16 protein-coding genes are annotated in these 23,972 nt (G+C 39.7%); 14 read left to right on the top strand and 2 right to left on the bottom strand.

Going from position 1 to position 23,972, the window contains the following annotated elements:
* Positions 1-86 precede the first annotated feature (86 nt).
* From BN6556_RS20910 to BN6556_RS20875, 8 genes are all read left to right on the top strand, one after another.
* Positions 87-2,444 carry a helix-turn-helix domain-containing protein gene (locus tag BN6556_RS20910; protein WP_066196000.1) on the top strand — a complete coding sequence of 786 codons (2,358 nt, stop codon included), beginning with the start codon at positions 87-89 and terminating at the stop codon, positions 2,442-2,444.
* Between the two features lie 267 nt (positions 2,445-2,711).
* Positions 2,712-4,361 (top strand): ABC transporter substrate-binding protein, encoded by a 1,650-nt coding sequence (locus BN6556_RS20905; RefSeq protein ID WP_066195995.1) that lies wholly within the window; start codon positions 2,712-2,714, stop codon positions 4,359-4,361.
* 48 nt (positions 4,362-4,409) lie between these two features.
* Entirely contained in the window at positions 4,410-5,396 is a 987-nt protein-coding gene (locus tag BN6556_RS20900) for an ABC transporter permease (protein ID WP_078060207.1), read from the top strand.
* Positions 5,397-5,407: 11 nt separating this feature from the next.
* Complete coding sequence (locus BN6556_RS20895) at positions 5,408-6,271, top strand: ABC transporter permease (protein WP_066195990.1); 864 nt, start codon at positions 5,408-5,410, stop codon at positions 6,269-6,271.
* Positions 6,272-6,300: 29 nt separating this feature from the next.
* Positions 6,301-7,305, top strand: a complete 1,005-nt coding sequence (locus BN6556_RS20890; protein WP_066195987.1) for an ABC transporter ATP-binding protein — start codon at positions 6,301-6,303, stop codon at positions 7,303-7,305.
* On the top strand, positions 7,268-8,227 hold the full coding sequence (locus BN6556_RS20885) for an ABC transporter ATP-binding protein (protein WP_078060206.1): 960 nt from the start codon (positions 7,268-7,270) through the stop codon (positions 8,225-8,227). The genes BN6556_RS20890 and BN6556_RS20885 overlap by 38 nt, the downstream gene beginning before the upstream one ends.
* A gap of 1 nt (position 8,228) precedes the next feature.
* Entirely contained in the window at positions 8,229-9,518 is a 1,290-nt protein-coding gene (locus BN6556_RS20880) for a sulfatase-like hydrolase/transferase (RefSeq protein ID WP_066195979.1), read from the top strand.
* Positions 9,519-9,532: 14 nt separating this feature from the next.
* Positions 9,533-11,002, top strand: coding sequence for a sulfatase (locus BN6556_RS20875; protein WP_066196709.1), 1,470 nt, complete (start codon positions 9,533-9,535; stop codon positions 11,000-11,002).
* A gap of 158 nt (positions 11,003-11,160) precedes the next feature.
* Here the strand turns inward: BN6556_RS20875 and BN6556_RS20870 are convergent, their stop codons facing one another.
* Positions 11,161-11,568, bottom strand: a complete 408-nt coding sequence (locus BN6556_RS20870; protein ID WP_066195976.1) for a VOC family protein — start codon at positions 11,566-11,568, stop codon at positions 11,161-11,163.
* 53 nt (positions 11,569-11,621) lie between these two features.
* Positions 11,622-12,746 (bottom strand): GntR family transcriptional regulator, encoded by a 1,125-nt coding sequence (locus BN6556_RS20865; protein WP_161485733.1) that lies wholly within the window; start codon positions 12,744-12,746, stop codon positions 11,622-11,624.
* A 349-nt stretch (positions 12,747-13,095) separates the two neighbouring features.
* Here BN6556_RS20865 and BN6556_RS20860 point away from each other — a divergent pair, with 349 nt between their 5' ends.
* The 6 genes from BN6556_RS20860 to BN6556_RS20835 all read left to right on the top strand — a co-directional run bounded on the left by BN6556_RS20860 (position 13,096) and on the right by BN6556_RS20835 (position 23,939).
* Entirely contained in the window at positions 13,096-14,055 is a 960-nt protein-coding gene (locus tag BN6556_RS20860) for an ABC transporter permease (protein ID WP_066195969.1), read from the top strand.
* A 16-nt stretch (positions 14,056-14,071) separates the two neighbouring features.
* On the top strand, positions 14,072-14,962 hold the full coding sequence (locus tag BN6556_RS20855; RefSeq protein ID WP_066195966.1) for a carbohydrate ABC transporter permease: 891 nt from the start codon (positions 14,072-14,074) through the stop codon (positions 14,960-14,962).
* A 42-nt stretch (positions 14,963-15,004) separates the two neighbouring features.
* The gene (locus tag BN6556_RS20850; RefSeq protein ID WP_066195963.1) at positions 15,005-16,636 is read left to right on the top strand and encodes an extracellular solute-binding protein; all 1,632 of its coding nucleotides are present in this window, start codon (positions 15,005-15,007) and stop codon (positions 16,634-16,636) included.
* Between the two features lie 69 nt (positions 16,637-16,705).
* Positions 16,706-18,748, top strand: a complete 2,043-nt coding sequence (locus BN6556_RS20845) for a glutaminase family protein (RefSeq protein WP_066195960.1) — start codon at positions 16,706-16,708, stop codon at positions 18,746-18,748.
* A complete protein-coding gene (locus tag BN6556_RS20840; protein WP_066195956.1) occupies positions 18,741-20,918 on the top strand; it encodes a hypothetical protein in 2,178 nt (725 codons plus the stop codon). The genes BN6556_RS20845 and BN6556_RS20840 overlap by 8 nt, the downstream gene beginning before the upstream one ends.
* A gap of 36 nt (positions 20,919-20,954) precedes the next feature.
* Entirely contained in the window at positions 20,955-23,939 is a 2,985-nt protein-coding gene (locus tag BN6556_RS20835) for an alpha-mannosidase (RefSeq protein WP_066195954.1), read from the top strand.
* The last annotated feature ends 33 nt before the right edge of the window (positions 23,940-23,972 follow it).

Genomic DNA, 23,972 nt, shown 5'->3' with positions numbered 1-23,972 from the left:
ATAAGTATTTATACAAGGAGCTGCGCTGAATATGATTACAATTATGTGCTAAACTTATCTATCAAAAAAGGGAGTAGGGGATTTGAATGAAAGATTTTTTCTTTAATCTTAGATACCGAAGGCTCTTATTGAATATTTCGTTTAGTTTATGTGCCCTTGTAGTGATACCTATTGTTTTTGTTGGGTTATTTGGGAATTGGCATAGTCAGCGTGTGTTACAACAGGAGATAGATAAGTCAAGTTTACAAGTACTGGAACAAACTAGAAGGCTAATGGATTATCAATTAAGCAATATTGATTCTATGTCGATTCAGTTAGCTAATAGTGATACCTTAGCCAAAGTAATGGAGATGAGGGATCTAGATCAGATGAAGCCACTGATCTATCAAATACAATATCACCTTAGAGATTTTTATATAAACTCCCCTTATATTGACTCCCTCTATGTTTATTACAAAAATATTAATATGTTGCAATCCGCTATCACTGGTTTAGAACCAATAGCTCATTTTGAACAAAAGAATATATTATCTGCATTTAATAAAATGAATAACGAAAAGCAATGGTTCTTTTCAGACGGAATAAATCCAAATAAATCAAAAAATCCACTTACGGTCACATTGATTCGCCCCCTGCCATTGGCAAGCGAACATAATACTGGTGCTATCATTGTAAATCTAAACCAACAGGTATTGTTTAAAAGTCCTTCAGCAGAATTAATGCGTGAAGGAGAACAAATCTGGATGCTTCACCCTAAAGGGGAATATGGATTTGACATTAAAAGAGGGGAACCACTTACTGCCCAAGAATTAAAAACGGTTCACCCACAGTTAGGCAAAGAAATGAATAATTTCGATGATCATTACCGAGGAAAGAATTATCGATTTTCTATCATTACTTCTCCTCACACTGGCTGGAAGTACATTTATCTGGTCCCGACAAAGGTGTTATACGCCCATACAAAAGTGAATAATTGGTTTATACTAATGCTGTTAGGAATTTCCATTATCATCTCTTTATTCTTTGCTGTAATAATTGGAAAGCGCATATACAAACCAATTCAGTCTTTAGTACAAATGATTGGCGCAAAACAAAATCTATCCGAAAAAAATTTAAGAATGTCTAGTAAAAGAGAATTTCCATTTATTCAATCAGCCATTGAAGAGTTTTCCGAAAGAAAAGATGAATTGGAACAAGAAGTACAAAAGAATTTACCAGTAATGAAGCAAAATTTTTTAACTAACATGTTGCAGACAAAAACGGATAACCACATCGAACAAATACGTAAGTTGAGAAATTATGGAATCGATTTCTCATCTGAGGGGAAGTATTTTGTAAGTATTATAAGTATTGATAAATACGTGGATTTCGTAGAAAACTATACCGAGATTGACCAAGACCTTTATCGTTATTTTATCGAAAAAATTTCCGAGGAAATATTAACAGAAAAATTTCGAGTAATCTGTATTAATAATGACAACTCGGATATAGTGCTTATAAGTAATCATTATAAAAAATCCAATCAAAAGCTCTCACATGAATCTTTGCTACAGCCATTTGAAACGATTAGCAAACAAATTGCAACTCATTTAGATATTACTGTTTCTATTGGTATAGGAGAAGAAGTCGGATATATTGGTCACATTATACATTCATATCAAGAGGCATGTCGGTCATTGGAATTAAGAGCCTACAAAGGAAATGGCTCCATTATTGGTTCATGGCAGTTAGCCTCTGATAAAAATAGGAATGATAGCATCTTTAGAAAAAGACGAGAGCTGGAATACTCCATGATAAATGCCTTAAAGAGTGCAAATTTCACTATCATATTACAATCGTTAGATGAATTGTTTACATTTATTAAAACCTTTGATAATTATCCTTTCTCTTTCGCTCAACATATGATTTTAGAATTAGTTACTTCCATCACACATAAAAGCTCGGAGCTAGGATTAAAAGATAAATCAGATGAAGAAGATTTAGATTTATATCATACAATCACACAGTTTGATACATTAGTCCAATTAGAAAATTGGGTAACAAAGTATATGGAAGACCTTATTGATGTACTAAAAGCACAACTAACGAAAGAAGATCTCGACATTTCCACTCAAATTATGGAGTACGTTAAGAAGAATTATCATAACGAAATATCATTAAATGGCATTGCGAATGAGCTCAGCCTAGACTATGCATATATTAGTCGCTTATTCAAACAGAAAACTGGAATGAAATTTATGGAGTACGTAATATCCTTACGTTTAGCTAAAGCAAAGGATTTATTAATTCATAGTTCACTAAGTGTAAAGGATATCGGAAAGTCTGTTGGCTATGTAAATGCACACAGTTTCATCAGGATATTCAAAAAAAATGAAGGGACGACTCCTGGGAAATATCGTGAAAAAAACAATCCAAAGATGTTAGATCCAAAAGATATTTATTAGTACTATAAAAATCAGGGCAGGTCCATCAGTAAATGGATTTTCCCTGATTGTTTTTCTGACATGTTGTCTAGGGAGATCCACGATGTCAATTTTAGTACATACTGTATACAAAACATATGTGGACGAACATGCATGATGTCAAAAAAAGCTCATTTACTTTAAATATTGATTGATCTACTATATGTGATAACAAAATACGAAGGGAGGATGACATTCGAACCACCAAAAAGTAAGCGGATTCAATGAAAAAGGGAGGGAATTAGTAACATGGCAAAAGGTAAAAAAATAAGCATGATTGCGTTTTTATTTATTATCTTGTTAACTCTGGTGATTGGATGTTCCAATCATGACGCTCCTTCATCAAATACCGATAACGCAAGCGGAAATTCAAGTGGAAACGTTCAATTCCATCTAGGAGAAACCATTAATCCAGAACAAGTATCTAATTTTAATCCTTTTTTAGTCAATGGTAACTGGCAGACACTATTTGAATATATCTATGAACCATTATTTTACTTTAATCCTGTCAAAGGCGAATTAATGCCTATTTTAGCAGAGGATCTTGGTACGTGGTCTGAAGATCAAAAAGCGTACTCTGTTACCTTGCGTGAAGGCGTGGTCTGGCATGACGGAGAAGAATTTTCTGCGGAAGATGTCTTATATACTTTTAATGCTATCAAAGAACATAAGGTATTGGATCAATATCAGATATGGAATGATAAGAGATTAAAGGAGATTAACGTTGATGGGAACACGATCACCTTTCATCTAACAGAAAAGTTTCCCTCACTGCCCTTTTATCTTTCAACGGTAGAAATTGTTGGGGAGCATAGTTTTGGAGATGAAGACCCTTCCACCAATCTGAACAAGGAACCCATCGGAACAGGTCCATTTACCTTTAATAGTGTAAATGAAAGTGCCATTATACTTGAAAAAAATGCAAAACATCACAGCAATGTTCCAAAGATTGATGAATTAGTGATAAATCGCTTCAATAATGCTTCAACACTTACCTTGTCCTTAGAAGATGGCTCTGTTGAAGCTTCTACTGGCACAATCGCCATGCCAAGCATTCCGAAATTATTAGAGAATCCAGCTGCAGAAATGCAGGTATATCCTGGTTTAAGTGTGTTCAGTGTCATCATGAATAATGAACGACCCGGTTTAGAAGATCAAGCGGTTCGAAAAGCAATCCAATTGGCCATTGATCGTACAGCATTAATCGAAAAAGCAGAGATGAATGCCGTCTTCCCAGCAAACCCAGGATTCTTGCCAAAAGCTTTTAATGAAATGGTGGATGAGACTATATTTGATAGCCCTGAGTATCAATACAATATCGATCAAGCGGTTCAAGAACTTGAAGATGCAGGATATAGTAAAAATGCAAATGGAGTATTTGAAAAAGATGGAGAAGAGCTATCTTTCACTTATAATATGGCCTCGAATGCACCCGCTCAAAATAAAGAAGGAACCATGATTACACAATGGCTGCAGGAGGTTGGTATCCAAACGACGGTGAAATTAGTAACTTGGCCGGAATTAACAAAACTGGCTATGTCTGGCGATTTTGACTTACTACAAAATAGCATTGCATTTCCACCTGATCCTCAGGCTGCTTTAGAAGTTTTTCATAGCCGGATGACCGCTCCTGAAGGGGAAAATACACCAGGATTAAATTATATGAGATTTAGAGATGATGAGGTTGATGGTTGGTTAGACGAAGCCTCTGTTGCTGACCCTGAAACACGTCAAGAATTGTACAAAAAGATACAAAAACGCATAGCCGATCAAGCACCTGTAGCAGTTATGTACAACGTAGGTGGTCATATTCCGTACCGTGTTGATAATTTTACAAACTATAACGAAGAAGTTCCTGTCTATTCAGCACTGTCGTTGAGTCAAATTGAGCCAAAGTAATGGCATTTGGGGCGGTAAATATACTGTCCCAAAAAGGAGGTAGTTATTTTGGGATTGAATGCAGGTTATATCTTAAAAAGAGTCGGCTTTGCAATGATGACATTATGTGTAGCAATAACGGTGAATTTTCTACTCCCTCGACTAATGGGAGGAGACATTGCAGATACAATTGCTTCTGAAATGTCTTTAGGTTCACCAGAAGTTGCGGCAGCACTTAGGGAGCAGTTCGGTTTGGATAATTCCAGTTTATTTTATCAGTATAAACAGTATATTATACAACTATTTCAAGGGAATATGGGCGTTTCTTACGTCAACTATCCAGCACCAGTCACAGAAGTAATGATCAACGCCTTACCTTGGACATTAGGGACCGTTTTAATTGCTACCATATTTAGTTATGGAATAGGTTGGATGATTGGCATAAAAGGAGCGTGGAAATCTGGTTCTTTATTTGATAATGGTTCCTTATTTGTCTCCTTTTTTCTTAACTCTGTACCCTATTTTTGGATTGGCATTATTATGATTATGATATTTTCTTTCCATTTGGATTGGTTTCCGCTTGGTAAAGCAATACCACATGACTTTGATAGCTTAACGTTCATGGGGAAGGTAACATCGATTATTCACCATGCTGCCCTACCCGTGGTTTCTATGATTATTGCCTCTCTCGCTGGTCATATTCTAGTGCTTAGAAATAATTTAATGAGCGTCCTATCTGAAGATTATATGCTTCTTGCAAAGGCGAAGGGATTGTCTAATAGAAGGAGAAAATATGTTTATGGAGCAAGAAACGCTTTATTACCATCCTTTACGGGATTAATGATTACGTTAGGACATGTGATTGGCGGTGCGCTTACCATGGAAATTGTATTTTCATATCCAGGTGTAGGATTAGTGACCTTTAATGCGATCTTAAACCATGATTTCCCGCTAATCCAAGGCGCATTTTTATTTATCGCAATCTCCGTAATCATCGCTAATTTAATTGCTGACATTATGTATCCCATTATTGATCCAAGAGTAGCTTTGAAATAGGAGGGCTTATATTGGAAAATTTTAAAAAGACCTTAACATATATTTGGACACTAATACCAGGTGTGAAAGGCATGTTAGGGTTAGTCATTATCTTTCTCTTTATAATGATTGCCCTATTTGGTTCCTATATTGCACCATATGAAAAAAATGATATTGCATTTGAGGCATGGCTTTCTCCTTCTTTTACACATTGGCTTGGGACAGATAGCTATGGACAGGATATTTTATCTCAAATGATTTATGGGACGCAAACATCACTGCTAGTAGCCATAATAGCGGGGTCAATTACAACCATAATCGGGGTTCTAGTTGGTGTCATCGCTGGTTATAAAGGTGGTTGGATTGGCGAGGGACTAATGAGGATAGTCGATCTGTTTTTAATTATCCCAACATTAGCATTAATGATTATTTTAGCTTCTTTTTTGCCATCCATGGGAGTTACCAATACGATTTTAATTATCGGTTTGCTTAGTTGGCTATATATGGCTAGAAGTATTAGAAGTCAAACGATGTCTGAAAGGGAGAGTGGTTATGTAGAAGCTGCAAGAATGGCAGGAATGAAAGATTTTGAAATCATGTTCCGTGAAATCATGCCTAATATCATCCCTGTGATTCTAGCAAACTTGGTATTAGTGATCACACAGGCAGTATTAGCTGAAGCAGGGTTGAGTTTTTTAGGTTTAGGAGATCCAACAGCTGTGAGTTGGGGAACCATTTTGTCCCTTGCTCATGCAAATAATGCCGTACTGTTTAACGCTTGGTGGTGGATTTTGCCTCCCGGATTGGCAATCGCCTGCTTGTGCTTCGGTTTTATATTAATTGGGAATGGTATTTTAGATCGCTTTCAGGCTAATAGAGGTAATGCCGCTTTATAGGATAGGGTTATGATAAAGGAGGAGAAACATTGGGAGATATACTGGAAGTTCGTGATTTATGTGTAGATTACGATTCACCCAGAGGCAAGGTCAGGGCTGTTAATAAGGTCAGTTTTGCCATTGGTAAAGGTGAAATTTTCGGTTTAGTAGGGGAATCTGGCTGCGGAAAATCTACGACTGCCTTTGCAATAAGTCGACTATTACGCCCGCCAGCACAAGTTTCAAGCGGTAGCATTCAATTAAAAGGGCAAGAACTGACCCATTTACCAGAAAAGGAATTTGACCATTTAAGATGGTCTAATATATCCATTATATTACAAAGCGCTATGAACAATCTAAACCCAGTGATTAAGATACAAGACCAACTAATAGACGCTATACTTGCCCATAAAGACATATCTACAGAAGAAGCTGTGAAACAAGCAGAATATTTATTAGGATTAGTAGATATAAGTGCCAATCGTTTGAACAACTATCCACATGAATTATCTGGTGGTATGCGTCAGCGAGTAGTCATTGCCATGGCATTAGCACTTCGCCCTGACTTAATTATTATGGATGAACCTACTACCGCGCTTGATGTTGTCGTTCAAAACGGAATCATCAAAAAGGTGTTGGAGTTGCAGAAAGAATTTGACTTTTCCATTTTATTCATCACCCATGATTTACCTCTAATGTTGGAAATATGTGATAGAGTCGGAGTAATGTATGCTGGAAAATTGGTCGAGGTAACTAAACGTGAGACTTTATTGAGAGAGGCACGACACCCGTATACTCAAGGGTTATTAGAATCATTTCCACCGCTTAAAGGAAAGAAAAAACGTTTGAAGGGAATTACTGGGCATACACCGGATTTAGTTACGCCACCTAGCGGCTGTAGTTTTCACCCTCGATGTCCTTTTGCTATGTCTACATGCAAACAAGAAGAACCGCAAATATTAGCTGATAACAAAGGGATCGTTGCCTGTCATCTTTACGGAAAGGAAGGCGATGGCTTTGAACAACTACAAGCTGCAAGTGAAGGAAATCAATAAAACCTTCTCATCAGGTGTCGTTTTTAAAAAAAATTCATTTCAAGCAGTAAATAAGGTTAGCTTTAATCTTAAAAAAGGAGAAATATTAGCAATTGTAGGAGAATCAGGGAGCGGAAAAAGCACAACTGCCAGAATGATAACCAATTTAATTAAACCTAGTTCTGGAGAAATTTTATATGATGGAACGAATATTAATGAAAAGAGTCTAAGAAAACAGCTTCCAGAAAAAATTCAAATGATCTTTCAAGATCCATTTGCTGCACTTAATCCTAACCATACAATTGGATATGCGATTGGCAGACCATTAGAATTAAAACGTAAAGTACGTGGTTCCTTACGGGAAAAGGTTTTAGAGTTACTAACTCAGGTAGGATTGACCCCTGCTGAGGATTTTATTGATAAGTATCCATTTCAAATTTCAGGCGGTCAAAAACAACGAGTAGTTATAGCAAGAGTTTTAGGCTTAGAGCCTGAAGTAATTGTTGCAGATGAACCAACCTCGATGCTTGATGTATCTATTGGTATTGACATTATGAATTTACTACTGGATTTGTGTAAAGAAAGAGATCTTTCTTATATATTAATTACACATAATTTAGGAAGTGCACGTTATATGGCTGATCGTATTATGGTTATATTTGCAGGAGAAGTAGTTGAGTTAGGGGATACCGAGGAAGTAATCCATAACCCTAAACACCCTTACACACAGCTGTTATTACATTCTTCTCCTGACCCATGGAAATCCACCAAAGAAGACATCGAAATCGTCGAGTCAGCTGATACATCTTTACCGGAACACGGCTGCCAATTTCAATATCGCTGCCCCTTTGTGACCGAAGCATGCAGAACTACTTCCATCCCGTTATATGAGAACGGTAACGATCGCCAAGTTAGATGTAATCTTTATGCGGAGGAAGACTGATATGAGCAAACCAAATTTCATTATTATTTATGCCGATGATTTAGGATATGGTGATCTAGGATGTTATGGATCAAAGGAGATTCAAACACCTTATCTAGACAAGCTAGCAGACTCAGGGGTTCGCTTCACAGATTGGTATTCTAATGCTCCTGTTTGTTCTCCATCAAGAGCTTCATTATTAACTGGACGTTATCCTGGTAATACTGGGGTCAATCAAATACTTGGTGGTAAAAGGGGAACGCATGGCTTACCCACCAATCAGTTAACATTAGCAAGCGTATTAAAAGAACATGGTTATAACACAGGAATCATCGGCAAATGGCACTTAGGTGTCACAAAAGAGCATGGACCGAACGCCCATGGTTTTGATCAGTTTTTTGGATTTTTAGCAGGTTGTGTTGATTATTACTCGCATATATACTATTGGGGAAAACAAAGTGAGGAGAATCCTGTACATGATTTATGGGAAAATGAGGAGGAAGTATGGTGCAATGGTCGATATTTAACAGAAGTTATTACAGAAAAATCCGTGCAATTTATTAAAGAATCCAATGAGGATCCTTTCTTTCTCTATATCCCATACAACGCTCCTCACTATCCCATGCATGCGCCACAGAAATACATGGATAGGTATACTCATTTATCCACTGATAAGCAGGTAATGGCTGCAATGATTTCGGCAATGGATGATGGGATTGGGGAGATAGTTAATACCTTAAAAAAGACGAATAAATATAAAAATACGGTGATTTTTTTCTCGAGTGACAATGGCCCGTCCACTGAATCTAGAAACTTCTTAGATGGAACAGAAGATTTATATTATGGCGGTTCGGCTGGGCTTTTTCGTGGACATAAGGGGAGTTTATTTGAAGGAGGCATCCGTGAACCAGCTATACTTAGCGGTCCTTCTCTCATACCTCAAGGTCAGGTTTGTCATAAGGTGGGGATGATGATGGATGTATTCCCCACATTCTTAGAACTTGCTGAACTAACCGTTCCAGAAGGCCATGAAATGGATGGTTCGAGTATTTACAAGATGATTCATGAAAAGAAGGCTCAAGCGCATGAACAGGTTTTTTGGAAATATAATAACCAACTAGCTATTCGTCAGGGTAAATGGAAGCTTGTGATAAATGGTATGTTAGATTTCAGCAGAGAACAAGTCGATAGTATTCATCTATCCAATTTAGCTGAAGACCCTAGCGAACGACATAATCTTGCAGACCACTATCCGGAAATAGTTCAAGCGTTAACAATAAAGATGAAGAATAAGCAAACAAATAATACATGAAGGGTGATCAAGTTTTGAAAGCCATTATACTGATGTTTGATTCGTTAAACCGCCATATGCTACCACCTTATGGGTGTGATTGGGTGAAAGCGCCTAATTTTGAAAGGCTTGCGGAACGAACGGTTAAATTCACCAATTGTTATGCTGGCAGCTTGCCCTGCATGCCTGCTAGACGTGAAATGCACACAGGAAGGTACAATTTTTTACACAGAAGCTGGGGACCATTAGAACCATTTGACGATTCTATGCCGGAATTACTAAAGAAAAATAATGTACGCTCCCATTTAATAACAGATCATTATCACTATTGGGAAGAAAATGCCTCGACGTATCATACAAAATTCTCAACATGGGAAGGCGTACGCGGTCAAGAGGGTGATACATGGAAAGGAGATGTGGGGAATCCTACTGTACCAGAAACGCTGAATGATCGTGATCCAGAAAGGTGTCGTCAAGATTGGGTGAATCGGAAGTACATGGCTGTCGAGGAAGATCATCCTCTTACACGTACTATTGAACTGGGACTGGACTATCTAAACAAGAATTTCCAAGAAGATAACTGGTTCTTACAACTGGAATGCTTTAGTCCACATGAACCTTTCTTTAGCCCAGAAAAATATAAAGCATTGTATCCTCATGAATATCATGGACCGCATTGTGACTGGCCCAATTATAAGCAAGTGGATGAGCCACCAGAATTAGTAGAACACATACGGTATCAATATACATCCGTCGTTAGTATGTGTGATCATTATTTAGGTAAAATCATCGATAGGATGGACGAATTAGATTTGTGGAAAGATACCATGTTAATTGTCAATACAGACCACGGTTTTCTCCTTGGGGAACATGGTTGGTGGGCAAAAAACATCATGCCGCATTATAATGAAATTGCAAACATTCCTTTATTTATTTGGGACCCTCGCAGTGAAAGAGCAGGAATGGATAATGAACAACTAGTCCAAACCATTGATATTGCACCGACAATTTTGGATTATTTTGGAGTAAATATCCCAGATGATATGACAGGAAGTCCTTTAAAAGACGTTATTAAGGTGGGAAAAAAGATACGTAACGCCGCCTTGTTCGGAATTCATGGTGGTCATGTAAATTGCACGGATGGAAATTATGTATATATGAGGTCACCGGTCAATGATGAACATCCATTATACCAGTATACGCTCTTACCTTTATTTCATTTTAAGCAAACACCAGTTGAAATTCTTCAAAATTTAGAGTTGATAGAGCCGTTTACTTTTACGAAAGGATGCAAATTATTGAAAATTAAAAGTAACTCTCCCTTTACGAAAGGGGGCCATTTATTATTTGATATTCAACATGATCCCAAACAACAAACGCCCATTAATGATATAAAAATTGAATCCCAAATGAAGCAGTATATTGTGGATTTAATGAACCTACATGAAGCACCAAATGAGCAGTATGAACGATTCGGCTTAAAAAAACAGTCTGAGGAAGTGTAAAGACAGCTGTTGACTTTGTATCAACCCCCTAAAAGTTAAATATCTCATTCTAATTTTTAGGGGGATTTATGGATGATAATACGGAAAGTAACATCATCTTATACTAATTGGCTCGAAAATGCTTTTTTAATCGATTTTTCACTCTAATCGATTATGCCCTACCCCTTAACCTGCGGCGATTCCGGATGCAATTCCATAAACTCAATCCGATTCCCGTCCGGGTCCTTCACCCAGCATTGATAGTTTTTATCCAGACCTTGTTGTGGTTCTACATCCAAGGTTACACCCTTTGCTTTTAGGTCAGTGACAAGCTTGTTCATATCATCTACTTCTAGGCATAAATGTTGATAGCCGATCGTACTTTCATCTGTTGGATTACGTTTTTCCCCACCATAAAATAATTCAATAAATTGTCCCTCGCATACTTTCACATAAACAATCCATGGCTCTCCCTCTGGATTATTTAATTCAAATAATTTTTCGAAGCCCAAGTAATCACAATAAAAAGTTAACGATTCCTCCATATTCGCCACTGTATATGCCGTGTGTCCAATTCTTTTGATCATTGTTTATTCCTCCCATTTGTGAAATTTCTATCATTCTCTGAGCGAAGTAGGCGTCATTCCCCCTTTACATACTCCACCATCCATTGTTTTGTCGTACTGCCCTCTACCATTTTTGCAGGTATACGAATATCATTAATCCCGAAGTCGCCCTGATACATTTCCAGCAATCGGTTTAATGCCTGTTGACCAATCTCTTCTTCCTGCTGTTGTAAATGGGTAAAATTCCATTCGATGATGTTTCTTGGCGGGCTATCGAAACTAACAATCGATAGATCATCGGGAACCTGCAAATTTAGTTGTTCCGCGGCTTGTTTTGCTAATAAAGCAATATTATACTCTAATGCAAATAATGCGGTAATCTGAGGGTGTTGTTGTAAATGCGCTTTAATCGTTTCGATGTCTGTTTGCATCTCTTCTACATGGGTCGGATACGGACTTTTGATATCGGTACACCACAATTCACGGTTTACCACCATCTTCTTTTCTACGATGGCCTCTACCACACCTTTAATCCGATCCTCAATAGCCGTTGTCGTATTATCTTTCGGTATTAACACACCTATACTTTCATGACCAAGGTTCATTAAATAATTGATTCCCTCTTTCGCTGCTTTTTCATTGTCTGTTGAGATCGAGGTTACTGCCAAGCTTTTATAGGCCCTATCAATTAATACTAACGGGAATTGATCGACAATCATTTTAAGAATTTCACGGCTATAATGTTCTGCATTTGCAGGAGAAATAATCAGACCATCGACGCCATAATCAAGCAATTCCCGGATTGCCTTGTCTTCTCTCTCTGGTTTGCTCAGCGACCGTTTTAAAATAATATGACATTTATCCTGAGCAGCATCCTCCAGCCCTCCGATTAGCCGATTGCCAAAGCTATCGTCAAAATCGGTTACAATCAAACCAATTAAGGGTGTTTTTTTGTTACCATTATTTCTTGGCATGGTGTTACCACTCGTATGATTAGAAACAAACGTCCCTTTCCCTCTCGTTCTCGATACTAATCCTTCATCTGTTAACTTTTCCAATGCCTTTTTAATCGTAATGATACTAACATCAAAATATTTTGATAGTTCTTTTTCGGAGGGGATCTGATCTCCCACCTGATATTTTGCTGTAATAATATCTTCTTTTAACGATTTATATATTTGCTCGTATAAAGGTTTCATATGCCACCACCTATTCATCAAACTCCATATTCCGTCTCAAAAATTATAAAACATATATATCTTTTAGTATAAGCCTAGTTTCCATGTCTAATCAATGAAAAGACTACCTCTTCCCCCTCTATTTTTGCGATAATCATGTTTATTAGAAAAGCTTACTCTATCCCCTTCACATTTCATGGCGTATGCCAAAGAAGATAGATTTATTCACCCTAATCTATTCCTCATATACAAAAATTATAACATATTATTATTTTTAATATAATATAATGTATTGACATATGACATTATATTTAATATAATTCACTTGAAAACGCATACATTTTAAAACTAGAAAGGAAGTGAGGCAGGAATGCATGCAGAAGCGGAAAAAGGTGTGTATCGAGACCAGGATAGTAAACCGCGCAAAAAAAGTCTTTGGTTAAGAATATGGCAGCACCGCTTATATTATTTATTTATGTTGCCTGGGATTATCTGGTTTGTCATTTTTTCTTATATACCGATGTATGGTTTAACCGTCGCCTTTAAGGATTTTAATTTTGTCGGAGGAATCACCGGTAGTGATTGGAGCGGTCTAAAATATTTCAAAGAATTCTTTAATTTCTACCAATCCTGGGATATTATCCGTAACACGCTAACAATCAGCTTGATGAAATTATTGATAGGATTTCCCATGCCTATTTTGTTAGCTTTGTTTCTTAACGAGGTAAAAGTCTTAAAATTTAAAAAGACTGTCCAAACGATATCTTATCTACCCCACTTTATTTCATGGGTGGTAGTTGTTACCATATTACAGCGAATGCTCACACCATATGGTGGTCCAATCAATGAGATGATCGCTTCCCTAGGATTCGATAAAATTCAATTTTTAGGGAATCTTCATTATTTTTATCAAATCATTATCCTTTCTGATATTTGGAAGGCAGTCGGCTTCGGAGCGATTATTTATCTAGCAGCTATCTCGGGGGTTGATCAGCAATTATATGAGTCGGCCAAGATGGACGGCGCTAATCGCTTCCGGCAAATGTGGCATATTACCTTACCTTCGATACGACCGGTAATGGTGATTATGTTCCTGCTAGCCTGTGGAGGCATTATGACTGTAGGTTATGAACAATTGCTACTGCTTAATACACCAGCTACTGCTTCGATTGGCACGGTTTTGGATGTGCATGTTATTCAATCAGGTTTGGAGCAGGGCAGGCTAAGCTATGCTACAGCCGTGGGGTTATTCCAAGGAGCGATAGGTGTGATTTTAATTATCATTGCCAATAGCATTAGTAAAAAAGTCAATGACACATCATTATGGTAAGGAGGTATCGCGCAAAATGAAGAGAAATTGGTCGGTGTTTTCCATTGTCAACTATACATTATTAGCTGTTTTTGCCTTCTGCACCCTCTATCCATTCATCTACATCCTAGCCTATTCATTCAGTGATGGTGCCGAGGCAATGAAACATCCTATTTATTTTTTTCCACGCGGATTCACTCTTGAAAACTATATTCAAATCTTTCAAGATAGCACCTTTTTAAATGCTTATGTCATCACCGTGTTACGAACCGTTATTGGTACTAGTTTACATGTATTCCTGTCTGCATTATTTGCCTATGCCCTTACCAAAAAGGGGTTACCTGGAAGAACATTCTTTACTTTCTTTATTTTTATACCTTCGATCTTTAGTGGAGGAATGATTCCCAACTTTATTTTATTTCGAGAGCTGGGATTAATTAATAACTTTTGGGTCTATGTGTTTCCGTTTTTGTTCAGCTTTTTCCACATCATTATTATTCGTACTTTCTTTGAACAGCTGCCAAAATCACTGGAGGAATCGGCACAAATTGACGGCGCAAGTAACTTTCGCATTTTTATGACGATCATTTTGCCGCTATCAAGACCAGTATTAGCAACAATCGCTTTATTCCAAGGCGTTTTTCATTGGAATGATTGGTTTACCGGTGCTTACTTTGTTACCGATGAAGCATTGCGGCCTGTGCAGACATTACTTAATGAATTATTAACGGAATCCGAAGCATTAGCCAATGCCGCTCAAAGATCCTCACAGTCCGGCACTACCGTAGCATCCGGTATTATTAATGTCACTCCAGAGTCACTGAGAATGGCAACATTAATCGTAGCAACCTTACCGATTATCTGTATATATCCATTTCTACAAAAATACTTTGTCAAGGGGGTTATGGTAGGTTCAATTAAAGGATAATTTATTTCGTTTTCCAAAAAACCTAAAATGGGGGAAAGAAAAATGAGAACAAAAGTAATTGTGTGGTTGATGGTGATGCTCAGTTTTACGCTTTTGGCGGCTTGTAGTAACGAAGATAGTTCTGGGGAAGGTGATGGTGAAGTAACGTTAAAGGTATTGCACAACTGGAATGGCTCCGGTGGTAATGCACCAGAGGATCCCATGAATAATCCTGTTGCAGAAAAAATCAGGGAAGAAACAGGAGTCAGCTTGGAGTTTGAATATACCAATGGCAGCGAGGTAGATAAGCTGACACAGGTATTAGCAACCGGAGAATTTCCGGATGTCTATATCGGTCCAGCCTGGGGTAAAGAATCAGAGTTATTGTTAGAAGCAGCGAACGATGGCCTCTTGCATGATTTAACACCGTATATTGAAGAACATGAGAGATTAGCTGAAGTAGTGAAAGAAGAGAACATGTCTGTTTCTTTGTACAATGATATCATCAGTCAGCAGCAAGGCGGACAATTCATTCTTCATTCTATGTATCCATCAACAGAAGAAGATATTGGGGATTGGTTGTATGGCTTATATGTCAATCAGGATATTGCTAATGAGGTGGGGATTGACCCAGATTCGGTGCAAACACCTGATGACTTATATGATTTTCTGAAGGCAGTGAAAGAAGGTGGATTTGAAGAAAGTGGCAATGAAGTTTTCCCTTTAGGAGCTTATGATAACGGCTGGCCATTAGATATTACCTCTGAAATGTTTGTACCCGTAGCAGGTGCAGGCAGTTGGTTTATCGATGAAGAAGGTAATGCTAGATACAACTTTATGACCGAAGAGTACGAGGAATGGGTATTATTTATGCGAAAATTAATGGCAGAAGGATTAGTGGATCCAGAGGTATTCTCACATACAGGAACAATTGCTCGCGAAAAAATATCTCAAGGAAGATATGCCGTCATGCCGAATCAATTTAATGGTATGTGGAATGACGCAAAACAAGGTGACTTAGAAGAAAAATATGTACCTTTAGGACCGATGGAAGACTTTAGCGGTGATCGTTATCGTACCGAATTTAATGTGCAGGGCAGTCAGCTTATTGCTGTCTTTGGTGACGCTTCCGAGGAAAAACTAGAGGCATTTGTCCGCTTATTTGATTATTTATCCAGTGATGAAGGTTATATGCTTTCCAAGTTTGGTATTGAAGGCGAACACTATGATTTAGAAGATGGCGAAGTAGTAGCTAAAGAAGAAGTTATCGAAAAGATAAATGATGGTACTTTGAAGGATGAGGGAATAGACAACGCTTATTTAACACTTTCCGGTATGGATCGCGTAACGACATTAGGCGGTGGACCTTTGGGGCATCAAGCGAATAAACAATATCAAGTACAACAGGAGTATGCTGAGATCGTCAGACAAGACGGGGTTCAACCTGTGACTGGAATAGATCCTTATTCTGTCTTAAGGGATCACCCTAATTTTGAACAAATTGAACCGGTGACAATTGTGATGGGAGATGTTGTGCAACAGGCAATTCATGCAGGTTCAGATGAAGAGGCGCTTAGCATTATTAACGAAACACGTGACGCCCTCCGCAATGCCGGAATTGAAGAGGTTGCTGCAGAGATCACGGAACAAGCACAAAGTGGAACAGAATTTATGCGTTATCGTACTTCCAATTAATACCTTGCTTAAAGAAGCCCTTTCCAATATAGAAGGGGCTTCCTATTCCAAATAGAAGGACGTGAAAACATGACGACTGCATTTAGACCCCCTGCCGTTCCTTTGTTAACGGTAGATCCTTATTTCAATGTTTGGAGCGGTAATGACCACCTCTATGATAATCATACCCACCATTGGACATATAACGAAAACGGAACAACTGGCATTCACGGTATGACGGGCATGATACGTGTCGATGGTAAGGTGTATCACTTTATGGGCAAGAAAATTCATGACGACATCGATCACTTAGAGCAAACACAGCTTACGGTTGATCCATTAACTACTAGTTATACATTGGAAGGAGCCGGAATCCAGCTTCAAGTAGAATTCATGACGCCCCTTCTGCTTGATAAACTGGATCTGCTGTCTCGTCCGGCTTCCTATGTCGCATTTGAAGTATCATCTAATGATCATCAAACACATGATGTGCAGATTTATTTTGATGTAACTGGGGAATGGTGTGTGCATGACACCGAACAAAAGGTCACTTGGTCGAGATATTCGTTAGCAAATCAAACCGAAGTCATGAAAATGGGCACTCAAGATCAACCGATATTAAAACGAACAGGAGATGATACCCGGATTGACTGGGGCTACCTCCATTTAGCACTGCCTGATGCACAGCATAGCCATTCGGTGATTGATTCGAGTGATGTGCGCAGGAAATGGGCGATCAATGGGCGCTTAACTGAAAAGGATCATTCCCATACGCCAAGAAGCGTGGATGAGGATTGTCCTGTCATGGCAACTACGATAAATTATGACACTGTTAGTCAAGACAAAAAATCCAACTTTATCGTGCTTGCTTATGATGATATTTTTTCGATCGAATATTTTCATCAACACCTTCCCGGCTACTGGAAACGAAACGGACAGGAAATATCTGACGTTATCCAATCAGCCATCACGGAATATCACGATATCAGACGAGAATGTCAAGCATTTGACCAGCAATTAAACCAAGCCACGACTGCAGCCGGTGGAGAGGACTATCGCGATATCACTGCCCTCGCCTATCGACAAGCAATTGCAGCACATAAGCTGGTCTTAGATGATAATGGGGAGTTATTATTTCTGTCTAAGGAGAACAACAGCAATGGTTGCATTGGGACGGTCGATATCAGTTACCCATCTACTCCGCTGTTTCTCCTTTACAATCCTGACTTGGTTAAAGGAATGATGCGAGCTATCTTTCATTTTGCGCGATCACCTGAGTGGCCGTTTGATTTTGCTCCACATGACGTGGGCTGCTATCCAGTTGCCAACGGACAGGTCTATGGTGACAACAAATTAGAAAACCAAATGCCAATTGAAGAGTCCGGCAATCTATTAATCATGATGGCCGCCGTCTGTTTGGCTGACGATCAGACCGATTTCGCCGAGGAAAACTGGGATTTACTCTCTCAATGGGCCCAGCACCTAAAAAATAATGGCCTTGATCCACAGCATCAACTTTGCACCGATGATTTTGCCGGACATCTTGCTCATAATGCCAACCTCTCCATCAAAGCAATCATGGGAATCGCCAGTTATGGTCTGTTATGTGGGTGGATTGGTAAACAGGAAGAGAAGAAGCAATGGTTAGCATTAGCTCAGGACATGGCCAATGAATGGGAACGCATGGCAGATGACAAAGATCACTACCGCTTGACCTTTAACCAGCCAAACACATGGAGCCTAAAGTACAACCTAATTTGGGATGATATCTTCTCATTGAATCTATTTTCTAAAGAGGTAAAAGAACAAGAGGTTAGCTACTACCTAGCGCAAAGAAATCGCTACGGCACACCATTAGATAGTCGAGAAACCTATACGAAAGCGGATTGGCTGGTATGGGCAGCGTCCTTAGCGAAACAACGCGAGGATAAAAGGGCTCTAATCAAGCCGCTCTGGCGCTTTTTACATGAAACATCAGACAGGGTACCTTTTTCGGATTGGTATGACACCAAAACAGCCAAGCGAATGAACTTTAAAAACCGATCCGTCGTAGGTGGTGTCTATATCCTCTTACTTTTACAAGCAGACTGGAAGAACAATAAAAAAGTTAATCTGGAGGGACAGGATGTATAGTATAAACAGATCGGAAGAACGTACAGGCTTTCAGGAAAGGGTGCCTTATCACCCAGCGATTGATTTACAAACAGATTTTGTCATGGTTTACGGCATTGACGATTCGATGCCCCAACGAATTCAGGAATGGCAGCAAAAAGGCTATATCACCCATCTAATGACTGGCGTTGCTTGGGGAGAATATCAAGATTATTTATATGGAAAAGTAGACGGGAAAAATCACTGGGAGGAGGCACAAAAGAACCGCCTTGGCGATATAATCAGCCACGGTAAGGACGTACCCTACATGGTACCAACGATTGCTTACACCGATTTCCTTACGCAAAGAATTAAAAAGGCCGTAGATGCCGGAGTAGAAGCTATTCATTTGGAAGAGCCAGAGTTTTGGGTAGAAGGCGGGTATTCAGAAGCCTTTAAAAGAGAGTGGCAAATTTATTATAAAGAACCCTGGAAAGCCCCTCATGAATCGGCAGACGCTCAATACCGAGCTTCCAAACTAAAGGCTTATCTATACAAACGTTGCCTAGATCGGCTTTGTGGAGAATTGAAAGAATACGCACTGGTCACCTATGGTCGGGAGCTTCGTTTCTATGTGCCTACACATAGCTTAATTAACTATACACAATGGCGGATTGTCAGTCCTCAATCACAATTACTTGATTTACCTACCATCGATGGTTATATTGCTCAAGTTTGGACAGGGACATCACGCACACCAAATGTCTACAAAGGAGTTACCAAGGAGCGTACCTTTGAGACGGCCTATTTAGAGTATGGCATGATGCAAGAACTTGCCCGCGGCACCGATCGGAAAATCTGGTTTTTACATGACCCGATTGAGGATAATCCAAGTTATGACTGGGAGGATTACAAACAAAATTATATCAAGACATTAACGGCATCACTGTTTCATCCTAATGTCTGGCACTATGAGATTTCGCCATGGCCGGATCGTATTTTTACTAAATCCTATCCCAAAAAAGACGGCACAGGCAAAGAGAAGATTCCTGCAAGCTATGCCGCAACCTTGCTGATTCTGATGAACACCCTACGAGATTTAAAGCAGGATTTCATCGAATGGGATGGAAACCAAGATACCATCGGCGTTTTCCTTTCTGATTCCGCCATGTTTCAACGTAGTCCGTTGGATAGCTCCAACGAAGAGGTATCACAACGCTATGATGGAACAAAAGTGGATATGCTGCAGACCGATACAGCCATGGAGTTATTACACTGGTCCGATTTTTATGGATTAACCTTACCATTTTTAAAGGCTGGGGTACCGATAAGACCTGTGCAATTAGATAATATTAGACGATTCCCATCGTATCTCGATCCTTATCGCACCTTAATTTTAAGCTATGAGTATATGAAACCGGAATCACCAGATATCCATCTTGCCTTAAGTCAGTGGGTGCAGGAAGGCGGCTGTCTCATTTATGTTGGGGATGACAGTGATCCTTATCATCAAGCAAAAGAATGGTGGAACCAAGGGGAGAAAACCTTCACTAATCCGGCAGCACATCTATTGGAAGTCTTAGGGATAGATCAGCAATCAGAGCAAGATATGCACGCAGTCGGAAAAGGCGTCGTCCATCTTCTGCGTAAACATCCAAAGCAATTTGCGCAAAGTGCAGAAATGGCAGAGCAATTACTAACAGCAGTAAAAAGAACCAAAGAAGCCGGCAAGCAAAACGATATCTGGGAAGAACAAAACTATTTATTGATTAGAAGAGGACCTTATATTATCAGTGCCGTTTTGGATGAGTCGGTTTCTGAACAAGTATTACAGCTAGACGGTTTGTTTGTCGATTTATTAGATGATCAGTTAACCGTCCATAAGACCATCAACGTTTCTCCAGGTAAGCAATCATTTGTGTATGATTTACAGCATCAACAAGATAGCCAACGCTTCGAGGTCATTGCCGCTTCCTCTCGAATAGAGGAAGCAGAAGTAGAGCAAGGGCAGTTCACCTTTTTAGCAAAAGGACCACTGCATGTACCCGGCGTCAACAGAATAAAGTGTCCTGAAGAACCGAAGAAAGTATCTATTGCCACACAACCGGGCAAATATCAGGAGGCAGATACGGAATGGGAGCCAGACAGCCACACGCTACTGCTTACTTATGATAACCACCCGGATGGAGTAACGATTCAAATTACTCTCTAAATATCCACTCAACTTTAGAAGGTCGGAGGGTCAATCATGCCATACGAACAAATAAGATTAGAAAAATTACATCGAATGAAAGATTTTATTGAAGCGAACATTTACAAAGAAATTGCTCCCTTGCGAACAGAAGCATGGGTAACCAAAGAGCCTGTCTCTTTTACTGAAAAAGAGACAGGCCACTACCTCACCCTGGCTGCTGGCGACAAATGGGGAGAGCTTTGGGATTGTGCCTGGTTCCATTTTACCGGGGAGGTTCCTTCAAGTGCTCACGGAGATAAAATTGTACTGTTAATAGATGTCAATGGGGAATTGTGTGTCGTCGATCATGCTGGTACTCCAACTCAGGGCTTAACCAATGTCAATTCAGAATTCGAACTCGCACTAGGCAAGCCAGGAAAAAGAGTGGTAGAAGTAACAGATCAAGCCTTAGGGACAGAACAAATCAACATATGGGCGGACGCTGGTTGTAATGATCTGTTTGGTCATTACAGATCCGGTACTTTAAAAGAGGCGACGATTGCTAGCTGTGATGAAGAGGCACTGGCCTTATACTATGATGTAGAAGTATTGTTGGAGCTGGCAGAACAGCTGGAGGATGACGCTGTCCGCAAGGCGAGGATCTTACAGGCTTTATATGATGTTTCCCTTTTGCTAGTCGATTGGTCACCTGATCTCATCAAGCAGGCTCGCCATATATTGGCCGTACCACTTGGCAAACAAAATGGAGATGTCGAATTGACCATCAGCGCCATTGGCCATGCCCATATCGACTTAGCATGGCTCTGGCCAATCAGGGAAACGATTCGTAAAGGAGCGAGATCCTTCGCCACTGTACTTCGGAACTTGGAAAAGTATCCTGACTATATCTTTGGCGCTAGTCAACCCCAGTTATATCAGTGGATGAAGGTATACTACCCTAAGCTGTACGAACAAATCAAACAACGAATTGCCGAAGGGCGTTGGGAAGTACAAGGTGGTATGTGGGTTGAACCTGATTCGAATATCCCTAGCGGAGAATCTCTCGTTCGCCAGGTCATACATGGAAAAAGGTTCTTTGCGGACGAATTCGGTAAGGATGTGCGCACATTGTGGGTGCCTGATATATTCGGTTACTCCCCTACTTTGCCACAAATCCTGCAGCAAGCAAATATTGACTATGTCATGACGCAAAAGCTCTCTTGGAGTGAATATAATGATCATCCGCACCACACCTTTTATTGGCAAGGGATAGATGGCAGTAAGATCTTGACTCATCTACCGCCAGAGGATACGTATAACAGCCCTGCCGCTCCCAGATCGATTAAGAAAATAGAGCGTGAATATTACGACAAGAATATTTCGGAACACAGTCTTATGTTATTTGGTATTGGCGATGGCGGCGGCGGGCCTGGTGAAGAACACTTAGAACGCCTGGAACGCGAGAAAAATTTGTTAGGGCTATCGCCAGTAGTGCAAGAAACATCGATCGAATTTTTTGATAAGCTAGCAGTCTCCGCTGATCAATATAAAACTTGGGTGGGAGAGCTTTATTTAGAGAAACACCAGGGAACACTCACATCTCAAGCACGTAATAAGCGATTCAATCGTTTGCTGGAAATCGCCTTACGCGAGCTAGAATTTGCCGCTACGCTCACGATGATCAAAGGAATCAAGCCATATCCCGCCAACGAGCTGGATACCATCTGGAAAGAAGTGATGCTTTACCAATTTCATGATATTCTGCCCGGCTCCTCGATTGGACGTGTCTATGAAGAATCATTAGAGCGATACCACAAGATGTTAAATCAAGTAGAGAGATGGATAGAAGAACATTATCAAGCACTAAGCCGGCATTTAGGACTATCTGGGGTTACCTTTTTCAACTCATTGCCTTGGTCCAGAGAGAAGTGGGTATCCAATCATGACAACTGGAAGAAAATCACCCTTCCACCGATGGGATACCACTCGCTAGGAGAAGCAGCAAACATGGATGATCTAGCAAAATCCCCATTGCGAGCAGAGCCTGAGTTGTTGGAAAATGATATTCTAAGTGTCTCTTTTCAACCAGATGGTACGATTCGTTCTATTTATGATAAAGAAAATCAACGAGAGACGATCGCAGCAGGCAGCTCTGCTAATCAGCTAACTATTTATCACGACCACGGCGATGGCTGGGACTTCCCATCCGATTATCGATCAACCATCCATATGCAGCCTGAGTTACTAACGGTTCAATGCCATACCGAGGGGCCAACGGCGAGTATTAATCACATCTATCAATATGGGAACTCGACCATCGAGCAATCCATCTGTTTAACACTAAACAGCCGCCGTCTTGATTTTAAGACAAAAGCAAACTGGCAGGAGTCTAATAAGATGTTGAGAACTTCTTTTCCACTCCACATAAGAAGTACTCATGTGCATTGCGATATTCAATTTGGCTATATGGAGCGCCCGACACATCGCAATACTTCCTGGGACTTTGCTAAGGACGAAATCAGCGCCCATCAATGGATCGATATGTCTGAGCCAAACTATGGTGTTGCCTTATTGAATGATTGTAAATACGGACATCGCGCCGAAGGAAATGAGCTGGATATAAATCTATTACGAAGTTCAGGCAGCCCTGATCCAGATGCCGATCGAGCCGAGCATGCATTTACTTATAGCTTCTATCCGCATCAAGGAGACTTTATTGCTGGAGATGTGTACAAAGAGGGGTATGAATTAAATGTTCCTGTTCGTTCTACAGAGCTTGAGGGCGCACAACAAAATAACAACACCTCTTCTTTTGTACAAATAGAAGGAAATCATGTGATGCTGGCGACATTGAAAAAGGCAGAAAACGATAATGATATTATTATTCGATTGTATGAAACATCAGGCAGTCATTCACAAGTGCAGTTGCTTTTAAATATCGATGTAGAAGAAATCATCGAGACGAATTTGTTAGAAGAACCTAAGCAGGCCATTGATTTGGGTCAACCTATTCGTTTTCAGCCGTTTGAGATTAAGACGTTTAAGGTGAAGTGGGAATAATGTGAAATGAATAGTCATTTTTAAAACACTTGC

It is taken from the genome of Gracilibacillus timonensis, from assembly GCF_900086715.1.
GTDB classification, from domain to species: domain Bacteria; phylum Bacillota; class Bacilli; order Bacillales; family Amphibacillaceae; genus Gracilibacillus; species Gracilibacillus timonensis.
This window is presented reverse-complemented; position numbering and strand designations above follow the sequence as displayed.